The 14,738-nt window shown below is 74.7% G+C and carries 17 protein-coding genes; 7 read left to right on the forward strand and 10 right to left on the reverse strand.

Translation table 11 applies throughout. The features are described from left to right. Positions 1 to 11: 11 nt before the first annotated feature. Positions 12 to 902 (reverse strand): anti-sigma factor family protein, encoded by an 891-nt coding sequence (locus ACZ3J7_RS22100; RefSeq protein ID WP_465623721.1) that lies wholly within the window; start codon positions 900 to 902, stop codon positions 12 to 14. Continuing rightward, positions 899 to 1,606: an RNA polymerase sigma factor SigE gene (sigE, locus tag ACZ3J7_RS22105; protein WP_078914669.1), complete on the reverse strand. Its 708-nt coding sequence runs from the start codon at positions 1,604 to 1,606 to the stop codon at positions 899 to 901. The genes ACZ3J7_RS22100 and sigE overlap by 4 nt, the downstream gene beginning before the upstream one ends. 247 nt (positions 1,607 to 1,853) lie before the next feature. Here sigE and ACZ3J7_RS22110 point away from each other — a divergent pair, with 247 nt between their 5' ends. Further along, positions 1,854 to 2,528 carry an O-methyltransferase gene (locus ACZ3J7_RS22110; protein WP_465623724.1) on the forward strand — a complete coding sequence of 225 codons (675 nt, stop codon included), beginning with the start codon at positions 1,854 to 1,856 and terminating at the stop codon, positions 2,526 to 2,528. Positions 2,529 to 2,646: 118 nt separating this feature from the next. On the opposite strand, the gene ACZ3J7_RS22115 is transcribed toward ACZ3J7_RS22110, so the two are convergent. After that, positions 2,647 to 2,814 (reverse strand): DUF3117 domain-containing protein, encoded by a 168-nt coding sequence (locus tag ACZ3J7_RS22115; protein WP_014137929.1) that lies wholly within the window; start codon positions 2,812 to 2,814, stop codon positions 2,647 to 2,649. A gap of 306 nt (positions 2,815 to 3,120) precedes the next feature. Between ACZ3J7_RS22115 and ACZ3J7_RS22120 the strand changes: the two genes are divergently transcribed. Next, positions 3,121 to 3,921: an enoyl-CoA hydratase/isomerase family protein gene (locus ACZ3J7_RS22120; protein ID WP_465623727.1), complete on the forward strand. Its 801-nt coding sequence runs from the start codon at positions 3,121 to 3,123 to the stop codon at positions 3,919 to 3,921. Between the two features lie 28 nt (positions 3,922 to 3,949). Here the strand turns inward: ACZ3J7_RS22120 and ACZ3J7_RS22125 are convergent, their stop codons facing one another. Beyond that, a complete protein-coding gene (locus ACZ3J7_RS22125) occupies positions 3,950 to 4,519 on the reverse strand; it encodes a DNA-3-methyladenine glycosylase I (protein WP_465623729.1) in 570 nt (189 codons plus the stop codon). Beyond that, positions 4,516 to 5,028: a DivIVA domain-containing protein gene (locus ACZ3J7_RS22130; RefSeq protein ID WP_465623732.1), complete on the reverse strand. Its 513-nt coding sequence runs from the start codon at positions 5,026 to 5,028 to the stop codon at positions 4,516 to 4,518. The genes ACZ3J7_RS22125 and ACZ3J7_RS22130 overlap by 4 nt, the downstream gene beginning before the upstream one ends. A gap of 211 nt (positions 5,029 to 5,239) precedes the next feature. Between ACZ3J7_RS22130 and folP the strand changes: the two genes are divergently transcribed. Further along, positions 5,240 to 6,052, forward strand: a complete 813-nt coding sequence (gene folP / locus ACZ3J7_RS22135; RefSeq protein WP_465624108.1) for a dihydropteroate synthase — start codon at positions 5,240 to 5,242, stop codon at positions 6,050 to 6,052. A gap of 24 nt (positions 6,053 to 6,076) precedes the next feature. Here the strand turns inward: folP and ACZ3J7_RS22140 are convergent, their stop codons facing one another. Together ACZ3J7_RS22140 and dapE are read right to left on the reverse strand one after the other, a co-directional pair. After that, positions 6,077 to 6,859 (reverse strand): LOG family protein, encoded by a 783-nt coding sequence (locus tag ACZ3J7_RS22140; RefSeq protein WP_465623734.1) that lies wholly within the window; start codon positions 6,857 to 6,859, stop codon positions 6,077 to 6,079. Between the two features lie 102 nt (positions 6,860 to 6,961). Beyond that, positions 6,962 to 8,035 (reverse strand): succinyl-diaminopimelate desuccinylase, encoded by a 1,074-nt coding sequence (gene dapE / locus ACZ3J7_RS22145; RefSeq protein ID WP_465623737.1) that lies wholly within the window; start codon positions 8,033 to 8,035, stop codon positions 6,962 to 6,964. A 150-nt stretch (positions 8,036 to 8,185) separates the two neighbouring features. On the opposite strand from dapE, the gene ACZ3J7_RS22150 reads away from it, so the two are divergent. Both ACZ3J7_RS22150 and ACZ3J7_RS22155 read left to right on the forward strand, forming a co-directional pair. Beyond that, positions 8,186 to 9,154, forward strand: coding sequence for a VldE C-terminal domain-containing protein (locus ACZ3J7_RS22150; protein ID WP_465623740.1), 969 nt, complete (start codon positions 8,186 to 8,188; stop codon positions 9,152 to 9,154). A 400-nt stretch (positions 9,155 to 9,554) separates the two neighbouring features. Continuing rightward, on the forward strand, positions 9,555 to 10,280 hold the full coding sequence (locus ACZ3J7_RS22155) for a hypothetical protein (protein WP_465623744.1): 726 nt from the start codon (positions 9,555 to 9,557) through the stop codon (positions 10,278 to 10,280). 215 nt (positions 10,281 to 10,495) lie between these two features. On the opposite strand, the gene dapC is transcribed toward ACZ3J7_RS22155, so the two are convergent. Both dapC and fdxA read right to left on the reverse strand, forming a co-directional pair. Continuing rightward, a complete protein-coding gene (gene dapC / locus ACZ3J7_RS22160) occupies positions 10,496 to 11,641 on the reverse strand; it encodes a succinyldiaminopimelate transaminase (RefSeq protein ID WP_465623748.1) in 1,146 nt (381 codons plus the stop codon). A gap of 22 nt (positions 11,642 to 11,663) precedes the next feature. Then, entirely contained in the window at positions 11,664 to 11,990 is a 327-nt protein-coding gene (gene fdxA / locus ACZ3J7_RS22165) for a ferredoxin (protein WP_030459925.1), read from the reverse strand. A 127-nt stretch (positions 11,991 to 12,117) separates the two neighbouring features. Between fdxA and ACZ3J7_RS22170 the strand changes: the two genes are divergently transcribed. Both ACZ3J7_RS22170 and ACZ3J7_RS22175 read left to right on the forward strand, forming a co-directional pair. Further along, positions 12,118 to 13,113 carry a GNAT family N-acetyltransferase gene (locus tag ACZ3J7_RS22170; RefSeq protein WP_465623753.1) on the forward strand — a complete coding sequence of 332 codons (996 nt, stop codon included), beginning with the start codon at positions 12,118 to 12,120 and terminating at the stop codon, positions 13,111 to 13,113. Positions 13,114 to 13,162: 49 nt separating this feature from the next. Beyond that, on the forward strand, positions 13,163 to 14,032 hold the full coding sequence (locus ACZ3J7_RS22175) for a transglutaminase family protein (RefSeq protein WP_465623756.1): 870 nt from the start codon (positions 13,163 to 13,165) through the stop codon (positions 14,030 to 14,032). A 66-nt stretch (positions 14,033 to 14,098) separates the two neighbouring features. On the opposite strand, the gene ACZ3J7_RS22180 is transcribed toward ACZ3J7_RS22175, so the two are convergent. Next, positions 14,099 to 14,737, reverse strand: coding sequence for a response regulator (locus ACZ3J7_RS22180; protein WP_465624110.1), 639 nt, complete (start codon positions 14,735 to 14,737; stop codon positions 14,099 to 14,101). Between the last annotated feature and the right edge of the window lies 1 nt (position 14,738).

The raw sequence follows: 14,738 nt of genomic DNA on the forward strand, positions 1-14,738 counted from the left end.
GTGAAGGCAGGCTAGCGCAGCAGCTGCCGCGGGTCACCGGTGGGCGTGGGCGGGCTGAGCTGGTAGCGGGCGCGCAGCGGGTACTCCAGCACGTCCGAGGCGGGTTGCTGGGCGTTGACCGGGACGACCGCCCCGCCGACCGGGGTGACCGTGGTGGGCTGCCGCGTGGTGCCCTGGCCGGCGGTGACGCCGCCGACCCCGCCGAGCGTGACGGCCGCGACCGAGAACGCCCCGGCGGCCGCGAACACCAGTCGGCGGCCGCGCGCGGCGGCCGGACGGACGGCGGGCAGCCGGTCGTCCAGCGCGGCGGCCAGCGGCCGCGGCAGCGCGGACGGCTCGCCGCCCGGCAGGACGGACGGGCGGACGGACGGACGGAGGCCGGACGGGCGGCTGCCGAACAGGCCGGCCCTCGGGTCGATCCCGGCTATCGGCGCCTCCGCGCCGAGCGCGCCGCCGCCGAAGCCCGCGCCGCGGCCGAACGAGCCGCCGTTCAGCCGGCTGCCGCCGAACACGCCGGCGTTCCCGGACGGTCCGTCCGGGCCCGACTCGTCCTCGGGGAGCGCGGCGACGGCCATCAGCCGGGCCATCAGCGCGGCCGACGGGCCGGGCGTGCCGGCCTGGCTGAGCGCGCGCTTGACCGCCCGGGCCTGCTCGGCCTCGGCCAGGCAGTCCGGACAGGTCGCCAGGTGGGCCTGGACCCGCTCGCGGGCGTCGTGGCCCAGCTCGCCGTCCAGGTAGCCGGACAGCCGGTCGCCCAGGTGGTGCTCCTCGGCGGCCGGTTCGACCGGGCGGAGGGCCGGCGGGCGCGGTTCGGGCCCGGCCGGCGCCTGCTCGGCGCGGCGCAGCGGCGCCCAGCGCGGGCGGCCGGCCGCGTCCGCGCGCTCGGGGGCGCGATCGCTCATGACCCCCTCCGGTCGCTGACGGCCTGCTCGGCGCCGACCGGCACGGGCTCGGCGGAGCCGCCCCGGCGCGAACGGCCCGCGGCGGCGTTCGGCGCCCGGTGCTTGAGGGCCGCGCGCAGGTGCGAGCGGCCGCGGTGGATCCGGCTGCGGACGGTGCCGAGCTTCACGCCGAGCGTCGCGGCGATCTCCTCGTACGAGAGGCCCTCGATGTCGCACAGCACCACGGCGGCCCGGAACTCCGGCGCGAGGGTGTCCAGCGCCTGCTGGACGTCCGCGTCGAAGTGGGTGTCGCTGAAGTGCTGGGCGGGGCTGGGCTCGCGGCTGGCCAGGCGCTCCGCCGCGTCCTCGGCGAGGGCGTCGAAGCGGATCCGCTGGCGACGGCGCACCATGTCCAGGAACAGGTTGGTGGTGATCCGGTGCAGCCAGCCCTCGAAGGTGCCGGGGGTGTAGGTGGACAGCGAGCGGAACACCCGGACGAAGACCTCCTGCGTGAGGTCCTCGGCGTCGTGCTGGTTGCCCGTCAGCCGGTACGCCAGGCGGTAGACCCGGGCGCTGTGCGCCTCGACGATCTCCTCCCAGCTCGGCGGCGTCCAGCTCTGCGCGTCGGGACCCTCCGCGAAGGACGCGAGCGTGCCGGCGGCCCCGGCCACCGAGTCGTCGGCTGCGGTCGACTTGTCCAGGGGGGAGTGCACAGACTGGTTCATCACGGGCTTCGGCGTACGGATCGACGTGATGCCGCGGGAGTGCCGCTGCACAGGGACGTCGCCCTCGGCCACACCTCCTCGGTCGGCTCTTCTGCCCAGCAGAGCCACCACCATATCCACCTCGCCCGTCAAGCCCGGATAAGAGCGGTCGAACACCGGCCGCCCCGGACGGTCCGGCCGCCCGTAGCAGTCCAACGGCCAGCCGTCGAACGCGGTTCCCGGGCGGCCAGTAGTCTGTCGCTGGAATTTGTCGACTTGGGTCGGCAACGGCGCTCCGGAAGAGGCAGCCATCACCGAGTTCGGGCCCCAGCGAGCGGCCCTCGCCGACACCTACGTCGGCGAGGACGCGGTGCTGACCTACGCCCGGGCCCAGTCGGCCCGCACCGGCATACCCGCGATCGGCCCCAGCGGCGGCGCCGCCCTGCGGCTGCTCGCCGCCGCCCTCGACGCCAAGGCGGTGGTCGAGGTCGGCACCGGCACCGGCGTCTCCGGCGTCTACCTGCTGCGCGGCATGCGCGCGGACGGGGTGCTCACCACCGTCGACGCCGAACCGGTCCGCCAGCAGTACGCCCGCGAGGCCTACCGGGCGGCCGGCTTCACCGGCAACCGGGTCCGCTGCATCCCCGGCCGCGCCCGCGACGTGCTGCCCCGGCTCGCCGACGGCCAGTACGACCTGGTGTTCTGCGACGGCGACCCGGCCGACTCGCCCTTCCACCTCACCGAGGCGCTGCGGCTGCTCCGGCCGGGCGGGGTGGTCTGCTTCGAGGGCGTCTTCCAGGAGGGCCGGCTCGCCGAACCCGAGCTGGACGACCCGCAGACCCGCGCGGTGCGCGACCTGGTCGCCGACATTCGGGAGAGCGACGTCCTGCTGCCCGCGCTGCTGCCGGTCTCGGACGGGCTGCTCTGCGCCGTCAAGCGCTGACCCGCCGCCCGGCACCCGGCGCGGCACGCGGAACGGGCCCGGCCCCCCGTAGCGGGGAACCGGGCCCGTCGAGCACCTCGCCGATCGCCGGGGAGATGCGGGGTCACCTGCCTGCAGGTCAGCCGCAGGCCTTCTTGAGGGCCTCGCCCAGAGCGTCCGCCTCGTCCGGCGTCAGCTCCACCACCAGGCGCCCGCCTCCTTCGAGCGGAACTCGCATGATGATGCCCCGCCCCTCTTTGGTGACCTCCAGCGGGCCGTCACCCGTCCGCGGCTTCATGGCCGCCATGCTCGTTCCCCTTCCTGCAACCGTTCAGGTACGCACCGGACAGTCCGTCCACCGCCGGTATCGAACGCATTGATCGGAAGCCATTATCCCGCATGCAACGGCTGGATGACCAACATCACTCTCTGCGCCAAGCGCCCCCAACCTGCCGCAAAGCCCTCATTCCCGGGCCAAAGCCGCATCTCGCCGCACTCCGACACGCCTACCGAGGGTGTGACACCTCACACTCCCCGTGCCCGGGCCCGCTCCGGCATGCTGACCCCTGAACCGCCACCAGTGGCAGCCACCGCGACCCGGGGAGCCCTCACCATGTCCGACACCGTGCGCTACGAGCGCGACGGCGCCCTCGCCGTCCTCACCATCGACCGCGCCGCCGCGATGAACGCCCTCGACGTCCCCACCAAGGTCGCCCTCCGGGACGCCGTCACCGCCGCCGCGGCCGACCCCGGCGTCCGGGCCGTGCTGCTCGCCGGCGCCGGCGACAAGGCCTTCTGCGTCGGCCAGGACCTCAAGGAGCACGTCGGCCTGCTCCAGCACCAGCGCGAGACCGGCGAGGGCGCGCTGCGCACCGTCGCCGAGCACTACAACCCGCTGGTCCGCGCCCTCGCCGGGATGCGCAAGCCCACCATCGCCGCCGTCAACGGCGTCGCGGCCGGCGCCGGGGCCTCGCTCGCCTTCGCCTGCGACTTCCGGATCCTCGCCGACACCGCGGGCTTCAACACCTCCTTCGCGGGCGTCGCCCTCACCGCCGACTCCGGCGCCTCCTGGACCCTCCCCCGCCTGGTCGGCCACGCCCGCGCCACCGAACTCCTGATGCTCCCCCGCACCGTCCGCGCCGCCGAGGCGCTCACCCTCGGCCTCGCCACCCGCGTCGTCCCCGCCGCCGAACTCGCCGCCACCGCCCACGAGTTCGCCCTCACCCTGGCCAACGGCCCGACGGTCGCCTACGGCGCGATCAAGGAGTCCCTGGCCTACGCCGCCTCGCACTCCCTGGACGAACTCCTCGACAAGGAGGACGAACTCCAGACCCTCGCCGGCAACAGCGAGGACCACCGCATCGCGGTCGACGCCTTCCTCAGCAAGGAGAAGCCCGCCTACACCGGGCGCTGAGGCCCCACCGGCGGCGGGGCGCTCCGGGCTAGCGCGCGTGGCAGTCCGCGAGGTGGTCGTTCACCAGCCCGCACGCCTGCATCAGCGCGTACGCGGTCGTCGGCCCGACGAACCGGAAGCCGGCGCGCTTGAGCGCCTTGGCGAGCGCCGTCGACTCCGGCGTCACCGCCGGGACGTCTGCCAGGGTCGGCGGTGCCGGGCGGGACGGGTCGCCGGCGTGGCTCCAGACCAGCGCGTCGAGTTCGCCCTCGTCCAGGGCCCGGGCCGCCTTCGCGTTGGCGATGGTGGCCAGGACCTTGGCGCGGTTGCGGATGATGCCGGTGTCGTTCAGCAGCCGTTCGACGTCGGTGTCGTCGAACGCGGCGACGGCAGCGGGGTCGAAGCCGCGGAACGCCGCCCGGAAGCCCTCCCGGCGGCGCAGGATGGTGATCCAGGACAGGCCCGACTGGAACGCCTCCAGCGAGATCCGCTCGAACAGGGCCTGGTCGCCGTGGACCGGTCGCCCCCACTCGGTGTCGTGGTAGGCCCGGTAGTCCTCGGCCGAGTCGCCCCAGCCGCACCGCCGCAGCCCGTCGGCCCCGAGGACCGCACCCGTCACGCGCGGTCGCCCTTGGACTCGACGGTGTCCTCGTCCGAGAGCGTCTCGGAGACCGTCGCGGCGGACGTCTCGGCGACCGTCCCGGCGGCCGGCTCGGTGGCCGGCTCGCCGGCGGTCGGCTCCGCGGTCGCCGGCTCCTTCTCCAGGACGGCCGTGAACGACTCCAGCCCCGGCAGCGGTTCGCCGGCCGCCCCGGCCGCGCCCTCGGTCGCCGTGACCGCGCCGCGCACCGCGCCGACGGCCTCCAGTTCGGCGATCCGGGCGTCGCGGAGCGAGAGTTCCGCGCCGAGCCGGTCGAGCACGTCGTCGACCTCGTCCATCCGGTAGCCGCGCAGCGCCATCGGCAGGCGCAGTTCGTCGACGTCGACCCGGCTGAGCGCGCGGTCCTGCGGGAGGCGCACGGAGAGCCGGTCGTGCTCGGCCTCCGGCAGCGTCCCGCCGCCACCCAGCGCCACCACGGCGGCGCCGCCCACCACCAAGACCATCGCGGCCACGATCACCCAGAACACGAGCTGTCCTCCGTCAGTTCCCGGCAGTTCCCGGCTTCCCGGCTTTTTCCCGGCAGGTGCCGGTCGGCTTCGGCCCGCCCGCGAGGGCTACGGTGGGATCATGGTCCCGTACAGGCCGGGGCCCATCATTGCACCCGGGAGCGCTGAGGAGGAGACACCGGTGGCACTACGCCTCGGCACGCGGGAGTTCGGCCCGGACGAGCTGGTCATCATGGCCATCGTCAACCGCACTCCGGACTCGTTCTTCGACCGCGGGGCGACCTTCGCCGACGAGGCCGCGTTCGCGGCCGCGGACCGGGCGGTGGCCGAGGGCGCGGCGATCCTGGACATCGGCGGGGTGAAGGCCGGTCCGGGCGAGGAGGTGACCGTGGAGGAGGAGTTGCGCCGCACGGTGCCGTTCGTCGCCGAGTTGCGCAAGCGCCACCCGGACGCGGTGATCAGCGTCGACACCTGGCGGCACGAGGTCGGCGAGGCGGTCTGCGAGGTCGGCGCCGACCTGCTGAACGACGCCTGGGGCGGCTTCGACCCGAAGCTCGCCGAGGTCGCGGCCCGGTACGGCGCGGGCCTGGTGTGCACGCACGCGGGCGGCGCCGAGCCGCGCACCCGCCCGCACCGGGTGGGGTACGAGGACGTGATGGCGGACATCCTGGCGGTGACCGTCGGCCTGGCCGAGCGGGCGCTCGAACTGGGCGTGCGCCGCGACGGGTTGATCATCGACCCGGGGCACGACTTCGGGAAGAACACCCGGCACTCGCTGGAGGCCACCCGCCGGCTGCCGGAGATGGCCGCGACCGGGTTCCCGGTGCTGGTCTCGCTCTCCAACAAGGACTTCGTCGGCGAGACCCTGGACAGGCCGGTGGACGAGCGACTGCTCGGCACCCTGGCCACCACGGCGGTCTCGGCCTGGCTGGGCGCGCGGGTCTACCGGGTGCACCAGGTCGCCGAGACCCGGCAGGTGCTGGACATGGTGGCCTCGATCCGCGGCACCCGTCCCCCGGCGGTGGCCCGCCGGGGGCTGGCCTGAGCCCCGCGGGCTCCGGCCGCGGCGCTACGCGGGGGTGCCCTTCGGCCCCCGCGCGGCGTCCAGCACCTTCAGGACCTCCGACACGTCGTCGGTGACGTGGAACAGTTCGAGGTCGGCGGGGTTGGCCTTGCCCTGGGCGACCAGCGTCGACTTGAGCCACTCCACCAGGCCGCCCCAGTAGGCGCTGCCGAACAGGACCACCGGGAACCGGGTGACCTTCTTCGTCTGCACCAGGGTGAGCGCCTCGAACAGCTCGTCCAGCGTGCCGAGGCCGCCGGGCAGGACCACGAAGCCCTGGGCGTACTTCACGAACATCGTCTTGCGGACGAAGAAGTAGCGGAAGTTCAGGCCCAGGTCGACGTACTCGTTCAGGCCCTGCTCGAAGGGCAGCTCGATGCCCAGGCCGACGCTCAGCCCGCCGGCCTCGGTGGCGCCCTTGTTGGCGGCCTCCATCGCGCCCGGGCCGCCGCCGGTGATCACCGCGTAGCCGGCCTCGGCGAGGGCCCGGCCGATCTCCACCCCGGCCTCGTACTCGGGCGAGCCGACCGGCGTCCGGGCGGAGCCGAACACGCTGATGGCGGTGGGGAGTTCGGCGAGCGCGCCGAAGCCCTCGACGAACTCCGAGGTGATCCGCAGCACGCGCCACGGGTCGGTGTGCAACCAGTCGCTCGGGCCGGTGGTGTCCAGCAGCCGTTGGTCGGTCGTACTCGTCTCGACCTGGTCGCGCCGCAGCAGGACGGGGCCCTTGCGCTTCTCGGGCCACGGCTTCTTCGGTCGGCGGACGGGGTCATCTCCATTGGCTGTCATGACGAAACCCTACGCCTGACGAGGCACGATCCGGGGTAAATAACGGCCGTCGCACAGACGGGAGTCGGACGAACCCCCGGCTGCGCGACCGCCGTTCGCGGGCTACCGGGCGAGCCAGTTCCGCAGCCGCTCCTCGACGTCGGCGATCGCGGCGAGCGAGCAGTGCTCGTCGCGCTTGTGCGCCAGGTTCGGGTCGCCGGGGCCGTAGTTGACGGCGGGGACGCCGTGCGCGGAGAACCGGGCCACGTCCGTCCAGCCGAACTTGGCCCGGGGCTCGCCGCCGACCGCCTCCAGGAAGGCCCGCGCGGCGGGCAGGCCGAGGCCGGGCAGGGCGGCGGGCGAGGCGTCCACCACGTCCAGCTGGTAGCCGGCGAAGACCTCGCGCAGGTGCGCCTCGGCCTGCTCCAGGCTACGGTCGGGGGCGAACCGGAAGGCGACGTGGATCCTGCACTCGTCGGGGATCACGTTCCCGGCGACGCCGCCGTCGATCCGGGTCGCGTTCAGGCCCTCGCGGTACTCCAGGCCGTCGATCTCGACCCGGCGCGGCTGGTACTCGGCGAGCCGGCGCAGCACCTCCGCGGCCTGGTGGATGGCGTTGTCGCCGAGCCAGGAGCGGGCCGCGTGGGCGCGGACGCCGGTGAGCGTGACGTCGGCCCGCAGGCTGCCCTGGCAACCGCCCTCGACCACGGCGCCGCTGGGCTCCATCAGGACGGCGAAGTCGCCCACCAGCCAGTCGGGGTGGACCGCGAACAGGTGGCCGAGGCCGTTGCGGGTGGCCTCCACCTCCTCGCAGTCGTAGAAGACGTAGGTGACGTCCCGGTTGGCCTCGGTGAGGGTGGCGGCGAGCCGCAGCTGCACCGCGACACCGGACTTCATGTCGGAGGTGCCGCAGCCGTACAGCAGGTCGCCCTCGACGTGCGAGGGCACGTTGTCGGCGATCGGCACGGTGTCCAGGTGCCCGGCGAGGACGACCCGCTCGGCCCGGCCGAAGTGGGTGCGGGCGACCACGTTGTTGCCGTACCGGTCGACGGTGAGGTGCGGGAGGGCCCGGAGCGCGGTCTCGACGGCGTCCGCGAGGGCCGCCTCCTCGCCGCTGACGGACGGGAAGTCGACGAGGCGGGCGGTCAGCGTCCCGCCGTCGAGGAAGAGGTCGAGGGGCTCGTTCGGGCTGCTCATGGCGCCACCCTACCGAGCCGCCGACCCCCTCCGCCGGTGGCCGCGCAACCGCGCGGACCCGTACGGCCGTCCGAGCGGTTACGGTGTCCGCGAACGGCGCGCGCCGGGCCGGGACCGCCGCGACGCGATCACCACAGAGAGGGGCCACCCGTGACCGAGGACGCCGAGTACGACGCGCTGGACGGCGACGGACCGCGCCGCCGGCGGCCGTGGCGGCGGGTACTGGTCGGGGTGCTGGCCCTGTCGGTGGTCGGCGGTCTGGTGGTCTGGCTGAACCGGGACAAGATCGCGCCCCCGGACGAGGGCTGCACGGTCACCACCGCGGCCGGCACCGGCACCCTGGAGCTCGCCCAGGCGGCGAACGCCTCGACCATCACCGCGGTGGCGATGTCGCGCGGCCTGCCGGAGCGGGCGGTGACCATCTCGCTGGCCACCGCCATCCAGGAGTCCAAGCTGTACAACCTGGAGGGCGGCGACCGGGACTCGGTCGGCCTGTTCCAGCAGCGCCCCTCGCAGGGCTGGGGCTCGGTCGACCAGATCATGGACCCGGTCTACTCGACCAACAAGTTCCTGGACGCGCTGGTGAAGGTCAACGGGTACGCGCAGCTGCCGCTGACCGACGCCGCCCAGCAGGTGCAGCGCAGCGGCTACCCGCAGGCGTACGCCAAGCACGAGAACAACGCGACGCTGCTCGCCACGGTGCTGACCGGCCGCGAACCCGGCTCGCTGGACTGCGTGGTGCACACCCTGCCCGCGCCGGACCCGACCGACCCGGCCCGGCCGGCCCCGACCGCGGCGAACCTCACCGAGCGGGTGCGCCGGGAGTTCGGCAAGGCGGTGACGGTGGCGGGCGCCGAGAAGCCCGCCAAGGACCCGCGCGAGGTGCTGGCGCTCACCCCGCAGCCCACCGCCAGCACGGCGGGCGCCGGCGGCGCGGGCCAGACCGGCTGGGCGCTGGCGCACTGGTCGGTGGCGCACGCCGCGGCGCTGGGCGTCGGCCAGGTCGCGTACGACGGCAAGGTCTGGCGGGTGGACAGGCCCCGCGACGGCTGGAAGCCGCTGGCGGGCGCGCCCGCCGACCGGGTGCTGGTGACGATGGGCGAGCCGGCCGCGAAGTAGCCGGGGCGGACGGCGGTGGGCCGCGGTGGCGGTCGGTCGCGGTCGGGCGCGGTGACGGGCTCGACGGTGCGTTGACGCACTGGTGCGCGGGTGACCGTCCACCGGGTGATTCGCGTCAACTCCCTTTGACGTCCGGGCCGTCGGCGGGCGTCGTCGGGCCGGTGCACCGCGAAGGCGTCGAAGGCGCCGCCTGCAAGGGGAGTGACGGTTCTGCGGGCTCCGCCGCCCGGCCGATACTTCCGCAATGCCCGAAAAAGGATCGTCCGATCTTTGCCAACCCTTGACCTTGACCGGCCGAAACCTTCCCGGTGCTCTTTCGGTCATACACGTCGCCCGCCGGGCGGGGCGCTCCCCGCGCCGCCCGTCCGGCGGACCGTTGACCTCACCTCTTAGGAGCACCATGTCCCTCCCCCTCACGCGCCGGATCGCCCAGGCCGCGCTGCTCGTCGCCGCCACCGCGGCGCCGCTCGCGGCCGCGGCGGGCGCCGCCTCCGCCACCGAGGTGGTGCCGCAGACCGACCTGGGCGCCGGCGTGACCAAGCTGGCCGACCTCCCCAACTCGGGCGACGCGGTGCAGGGGGCCACCCACGAGCTGGGCCACGTGGTCGGCACCACCGGTTCCGCGACCCTGGCGGCGGGCGGCCCGGCGGCCGCCGACGCGGCCGGCAACACCGTCGCGCACAACCTGCCGTCCACCGACGACGCCCTCGGCAAGCTCGGTCCGGTCGGCAAGGCCGGCCAGCTGACCGGCTCGCTGCAGACGCTCACCGACAAGGCCGGCCCGGCGATCGAGGACAAGGTCGCCCCGGCGGTCACCGAGAAGGTCCTCCCGGCCACCGACCGGGCCACCGCCACCCCGCTGGCCACCGTCGCCCGCGGCCTGCCCACCGACAAGCTCACCCAGAGCCTGCCGGCCGCCGACAAGCTCGGCCCGGTCACCGGCGCCCTCCACTCGCTGCCGGTCGCCGGCGCCGTGGAGGGCCTGACCGAGCACGAGTCCGCCAACCGCCTTGGCGGCATGCCCGGGCTCGGCGGCGACAGCCCGCTCGGCGGCCTGACCGGCGCCCTCGGCCCGGTCGGCGGCCTGCTCGGCGGCATCCAGGGCGGCGGCCTGCCGATCGGCTGACACGTCACCCGTGTCGCGACACCGATGACCCCACACCCGTGCCGTGACACCCGTGTCGCGACACGCATGACGCAACACGCATGACGCAACACGCATGACGCAACACGCATGACGCAACACGCATGACGCAACACGCATGACGCAACACGCATGACGGCGGGGGCGGGCCACCAGGCCCGCCCCCGCCGTCATGTCCGCCGTGCGCGGCCCGGCGCCTACCGCTTGAGCCGCTCCACGGCCGCCGCCACCCGCTCGTCGGTGGCGGTGAACGCCACCCGGACGAACCGGTCGCCCGCCGGGCCGTAGAAGTCGCCGGGGGCCACCAGGATGCCCAGCTCGGCGAGTTCGGCCACGGTCTCCCAGCACGGCTTGTCCTGGGTCGCCCACAGGTACAGGCTCGCCTCGGAGTGCTCGATCCGGAAGCCGTACGCCTCCAGCGCGGCCCGCAGCGCGCTGCGCCGCTGCGCGTACCGGGCCCGCTGCTCGGCGACGTGCGCGTCGTCGGCGAGCGCGGCCGAGGTGGCCGCCTGCACCGGCGCGGGCACGATCATGCCGCCGTGCTTGCGGATCTCCAGCAGTTCGGCGACCACCACCGGGTCGCCGGCCACGAAGGAGGCCCGGTAGCCGGCCAGGTTGGAGCGCTTGGAGAGCGAGTGCACGGCCAGCAGGCCCTCGTGCGAGCCGCCGCAGACCGACGGGTGGAGCACCGACACCGGCTCGGCCTCCCAGCCGAGTTCGAGGTAGCACTCGTCGCTGACCAGCAGCACCCGGTGCTCCCGGGCCCACTCGACGGCGCGGCGCAGCTCGGCCGCGTCCAGCACCCGTCCGGTGGGGTTGGACGGCGAGTTCAGCCAGAGCAGCCGGACCTTCGAGCCGTCCAGTTCGGTGACGTCCTCGTACGCGACCGGCTCGGCGCCGCAGAGCAGCGCGCCGACCTCGTAGGTGGGGTACGCGAGCCTGGGGTAGGCGACCTGGTCGCCGGGGCCGAGGCCGAGTTGGCCGGGCAGCCAGGCCACCAGCTCCTTGGAGCCGACGGTGGGCAGCACGGCCTCCGGGCCGATCTCGGCGCCGCAGCGGCGGCCCAGCCAGCCGGCGATCGCGTCGCGCAGCGACAGCGGGCCCCACACGGTGGGGTAGCCGGGGGTGTCGGTGTGCGCGGCCAGCGCCCGCTGGATCAGCTCGGGGACGGGGTCCACCGGGGTGCCGACGGAGAAGTCGCAGAGGCCGTCGGGGTGCGCCTGGGCGGTGCGCTTGTACGGTTCGAGCTTGTCCCAGGGGAAGACCGGCAGACGGTCGGAGACGCGGCGCGCCGCCCCCGGGTGGCCCGGGAGCGGCGCGTGCGTGCTGTTGTTGGTGCTCACAGCGTGGATGCCACCGATCGGCTCAGTGCTCGGCGTTCTGCGGCGGCAGCGCGGCGATGAACGGGTGGTCGCGCTCGATCAGGCCGAGCTTGGAGGCGCCGCCGGGCGAGCCCAGGTCGTCGAAGAACTCGACGTTCGCCTTGTAGTAGTCCTTCCACTCCTCCGGGGTGTCGTCCTCGTAGAAGATCGCCTCGACCGGACAGACCGGCTCGCAGGCGCCACAGTCCACGCACTCGTCCGGGTGGATGTAGAGGGAGCGCTCGCCCTCGTAGATGCAGTCCACGGGGCACTCTTCGATGCACGCCTTGTCCTTGACGTCGACACAAGGCTGCGCGATGACGTAGGTCACGCTGTCGTTCCTCCTCGGAAGGGCTGCCGCCCTACTGTTTACTCGGTCGCGCGGTGCGCGCGGCGTCGTCGATGCCCGCCCCTAGTATCGCGGGTCTGGGGACGCAAATGCACAGGAGGTGTGCTTGATGCTCGATCGAGTACCGGAGGAGGCCCGTCCGGAGGTCCGGATAGACCGGTCTGATGTGGGACGACGGGTGTCGGTCCGGCGTGTCGACGGCGTGGCGGACGGGCGTCCGGTGTTCCGCGATGTGATCGGCGTGCTCACCTCGTGGGACGACACGGGGTTGACGGTCGAACCGCGCACCGGCGGACCGGTCCGCTTCGCCGGCGGACTGCTGGTGGCCGGCAAGCCCGTCCCGGCGTTCCCGGCCCGCCGGTCGGCCGCGCCCGCCGCCGACCCGGTCGACCTGCAGCGGACCGCCGCCCGGGGCTGGCCGGCCGTCGAGCGGGAGCAGCTGGGCGGGTGGACGCTGCGGGCCGCCGCCGGGTTCACCAAGCGCGCCAACTCGGTGCAGGCGCTGGGCGATCCGGGCCTGCCGCTGGACGAGGCGCTGGCCCGGGTGGACGCGTGGTACGCGGCCCGCGGGCTGCCCGCGCACGTCGAGGTGACCGTCCCCGGCTCGCCGGACGGGCTGGACGCGCTGCTCGGCCCGGCGATCGCCCCGACCCTGGTGCGCACCGCGCCGGTCGGCGCCCTGGCCCGGGCCGGCCGCCCGGCCGACGTGCGGCTGTCCCGGACCGCCGGCCCCGAGTGGCTGTCGCTGTACGGCCTGGCCGAGGACGACCCGGCGCGGGAGACCGCCCTGCGGGTGCTGCACGGCGGCCCCTCGGTCTGGTTCGCTCGGGTGGCGGGCCCGGACGGCGCCCCGCTGGCCGTCGGCCGGCTCGCCGTCGACGGCCCGTGGGCCTGTTTCGGCGCGGTCGAGACCGCTCCGGCCGCCCGCCGCCGCGGCCTGGCCACCGCGGTGGTGGCCGCCCTGGCCGCCCGCGCCGCCGAGGAGGGTGCCACCGGCGCCTGCCTGCAGGTCGAGGCGGACAACGACGGTGCGATCGCGCTCTACGACGGACTGGGCTTCACGACCAGTCACACTTACCACTACGCCCGCCTTCCCCAGCGGTAGCGTGCACCACTTGTAGTGAGCAACGACCGCTGCTGAACCGAAGGCCGCAGTGACCGAGCAGAGCAGAACCCGCTTCCGCACCGAAGCCCGGGGCGAACACCCGGACCCGGTGCTGCTGTGCCTGCTCGCCGCCGCCGAGCACACCCTCGGCGATCCCGGCGACAGCGCCGAACAGCCGTCCCTGGACGCCCTCCTGAGCGCCTGTCAGGCGGCGCTGGACCGGCACGCCGCGGCGATCCGGCAGGCCGTCGCCGAGCGCCGCCCGAGCGGCCCGGAGGAGACCGCCGCGCTGCTCGCGGCGGTGCTCGGCGGCCGCGAGCGCTTCCACGGCCGCCAGTCCGACTACCTCCGGCTGGAGTCCTCGCTGCTGCCGGAGGTGCTGCGGCGCCGCCGCGGGCTGCCGATCATGCTGGCGCTGGTCTGGTCGGCGGTGGCCGCCCGGGCCGGTCTGACCGTCCACGGCATCGCGCTGCCGGGCCACTTCATCGTCGCGGTCGGCGACCCGGCGGGCGGCGACGAGTACGTGCTGGCCGACCCGTTCCACGGCGGCCGGCTGCTCGACGTCCCCGACGTCGAACGCCTGCTCGCCGCCTCCGGTCAGCCGTTCTCGCCCGAACTGCTGACCCCGGCGCAGCCGTTGGACACCGTGCTGCGCGTCCTGGGCAACATCCGCCGCTGGGCCGCCGACCGCCCCGAGCACGCCCGCACCCAGCTCTGGGCCACCGAGCTCGCCCTGCTGCTCCCCCGCCACCCGGCCCAGCTCCGCCTGGAGCGCGCCGAACTCCTGGTCAAGACCGGCGACTTCCTGACCGGCGCCGCCGAGATGGAGGCCTACGCGACGATCCTGGACGCCTTCGACCCGGACAGCGCGAAGAAGGTCCGGCTGGCGGCGAGGTCGGCCCGCCACCGCCTCAACTAGCCCCGCCTCACCTGGCCCCGGCCTGACCGGCCGCCGCCCCGACCGGCCCTCCCCGGAGCCCGGTTCCTACAGCCAGCCCTTCTCGCGCGCGACCCGCACCGCCTCGGCGCGGTTGCGGGCCGCCGTCTTCTGGATCGCCATCGACAGGTAGTTGCGCACCGTCCCCTCGGAGAGGTGCAGCCGGGCCGCGATGTCCGCGTTGACGGCGCCGTCCGCCGCGGCGGCGAGGACGTCGCGTTCGCGGGCGGTGAGCGGGTTGGCCCCCTCCGCGAGGGCGGCGGCGGCCAGCGTGGGGTCGATGACCCGTTCGCCGCGCAGCACCCGCCGGATCGCCTCGGCGAGTTCGGCGGCGGGGGCGTCCTTGACCAGGAAGGCGTCGGCGCCGGCCTCCATCGCCCGGCGCAGGTAGCCGGGCCGGCCGAAGGTGGTGGCGATGACGACCTTGGTCCGCGGCCGGGTGCGCCGGATCTCCGCGCAGGCGTCGATGCCGGTCATGCCGGGCATCTCGATGTCCAGGACGGCGACGTCGACCTCGTGTTCGGCCACCGCCGCCGCGGCCTGGTCGCCGCGCGAGACCTGGGCGACCACCTCCAGGTCGTCCTCCAGCGAGAGCAGCGCGGCGAGCGCCTCGCGCACCATGCCCTGGTCCTCGGCGAGCAGCACCCGCACCGTTCGTCCACCCGTTCCGTCCGTCACGTCGGGCAGC

It is taken from the genome of Kitasatospora sp. NPDC015121, from assembly GCF_055562955.1.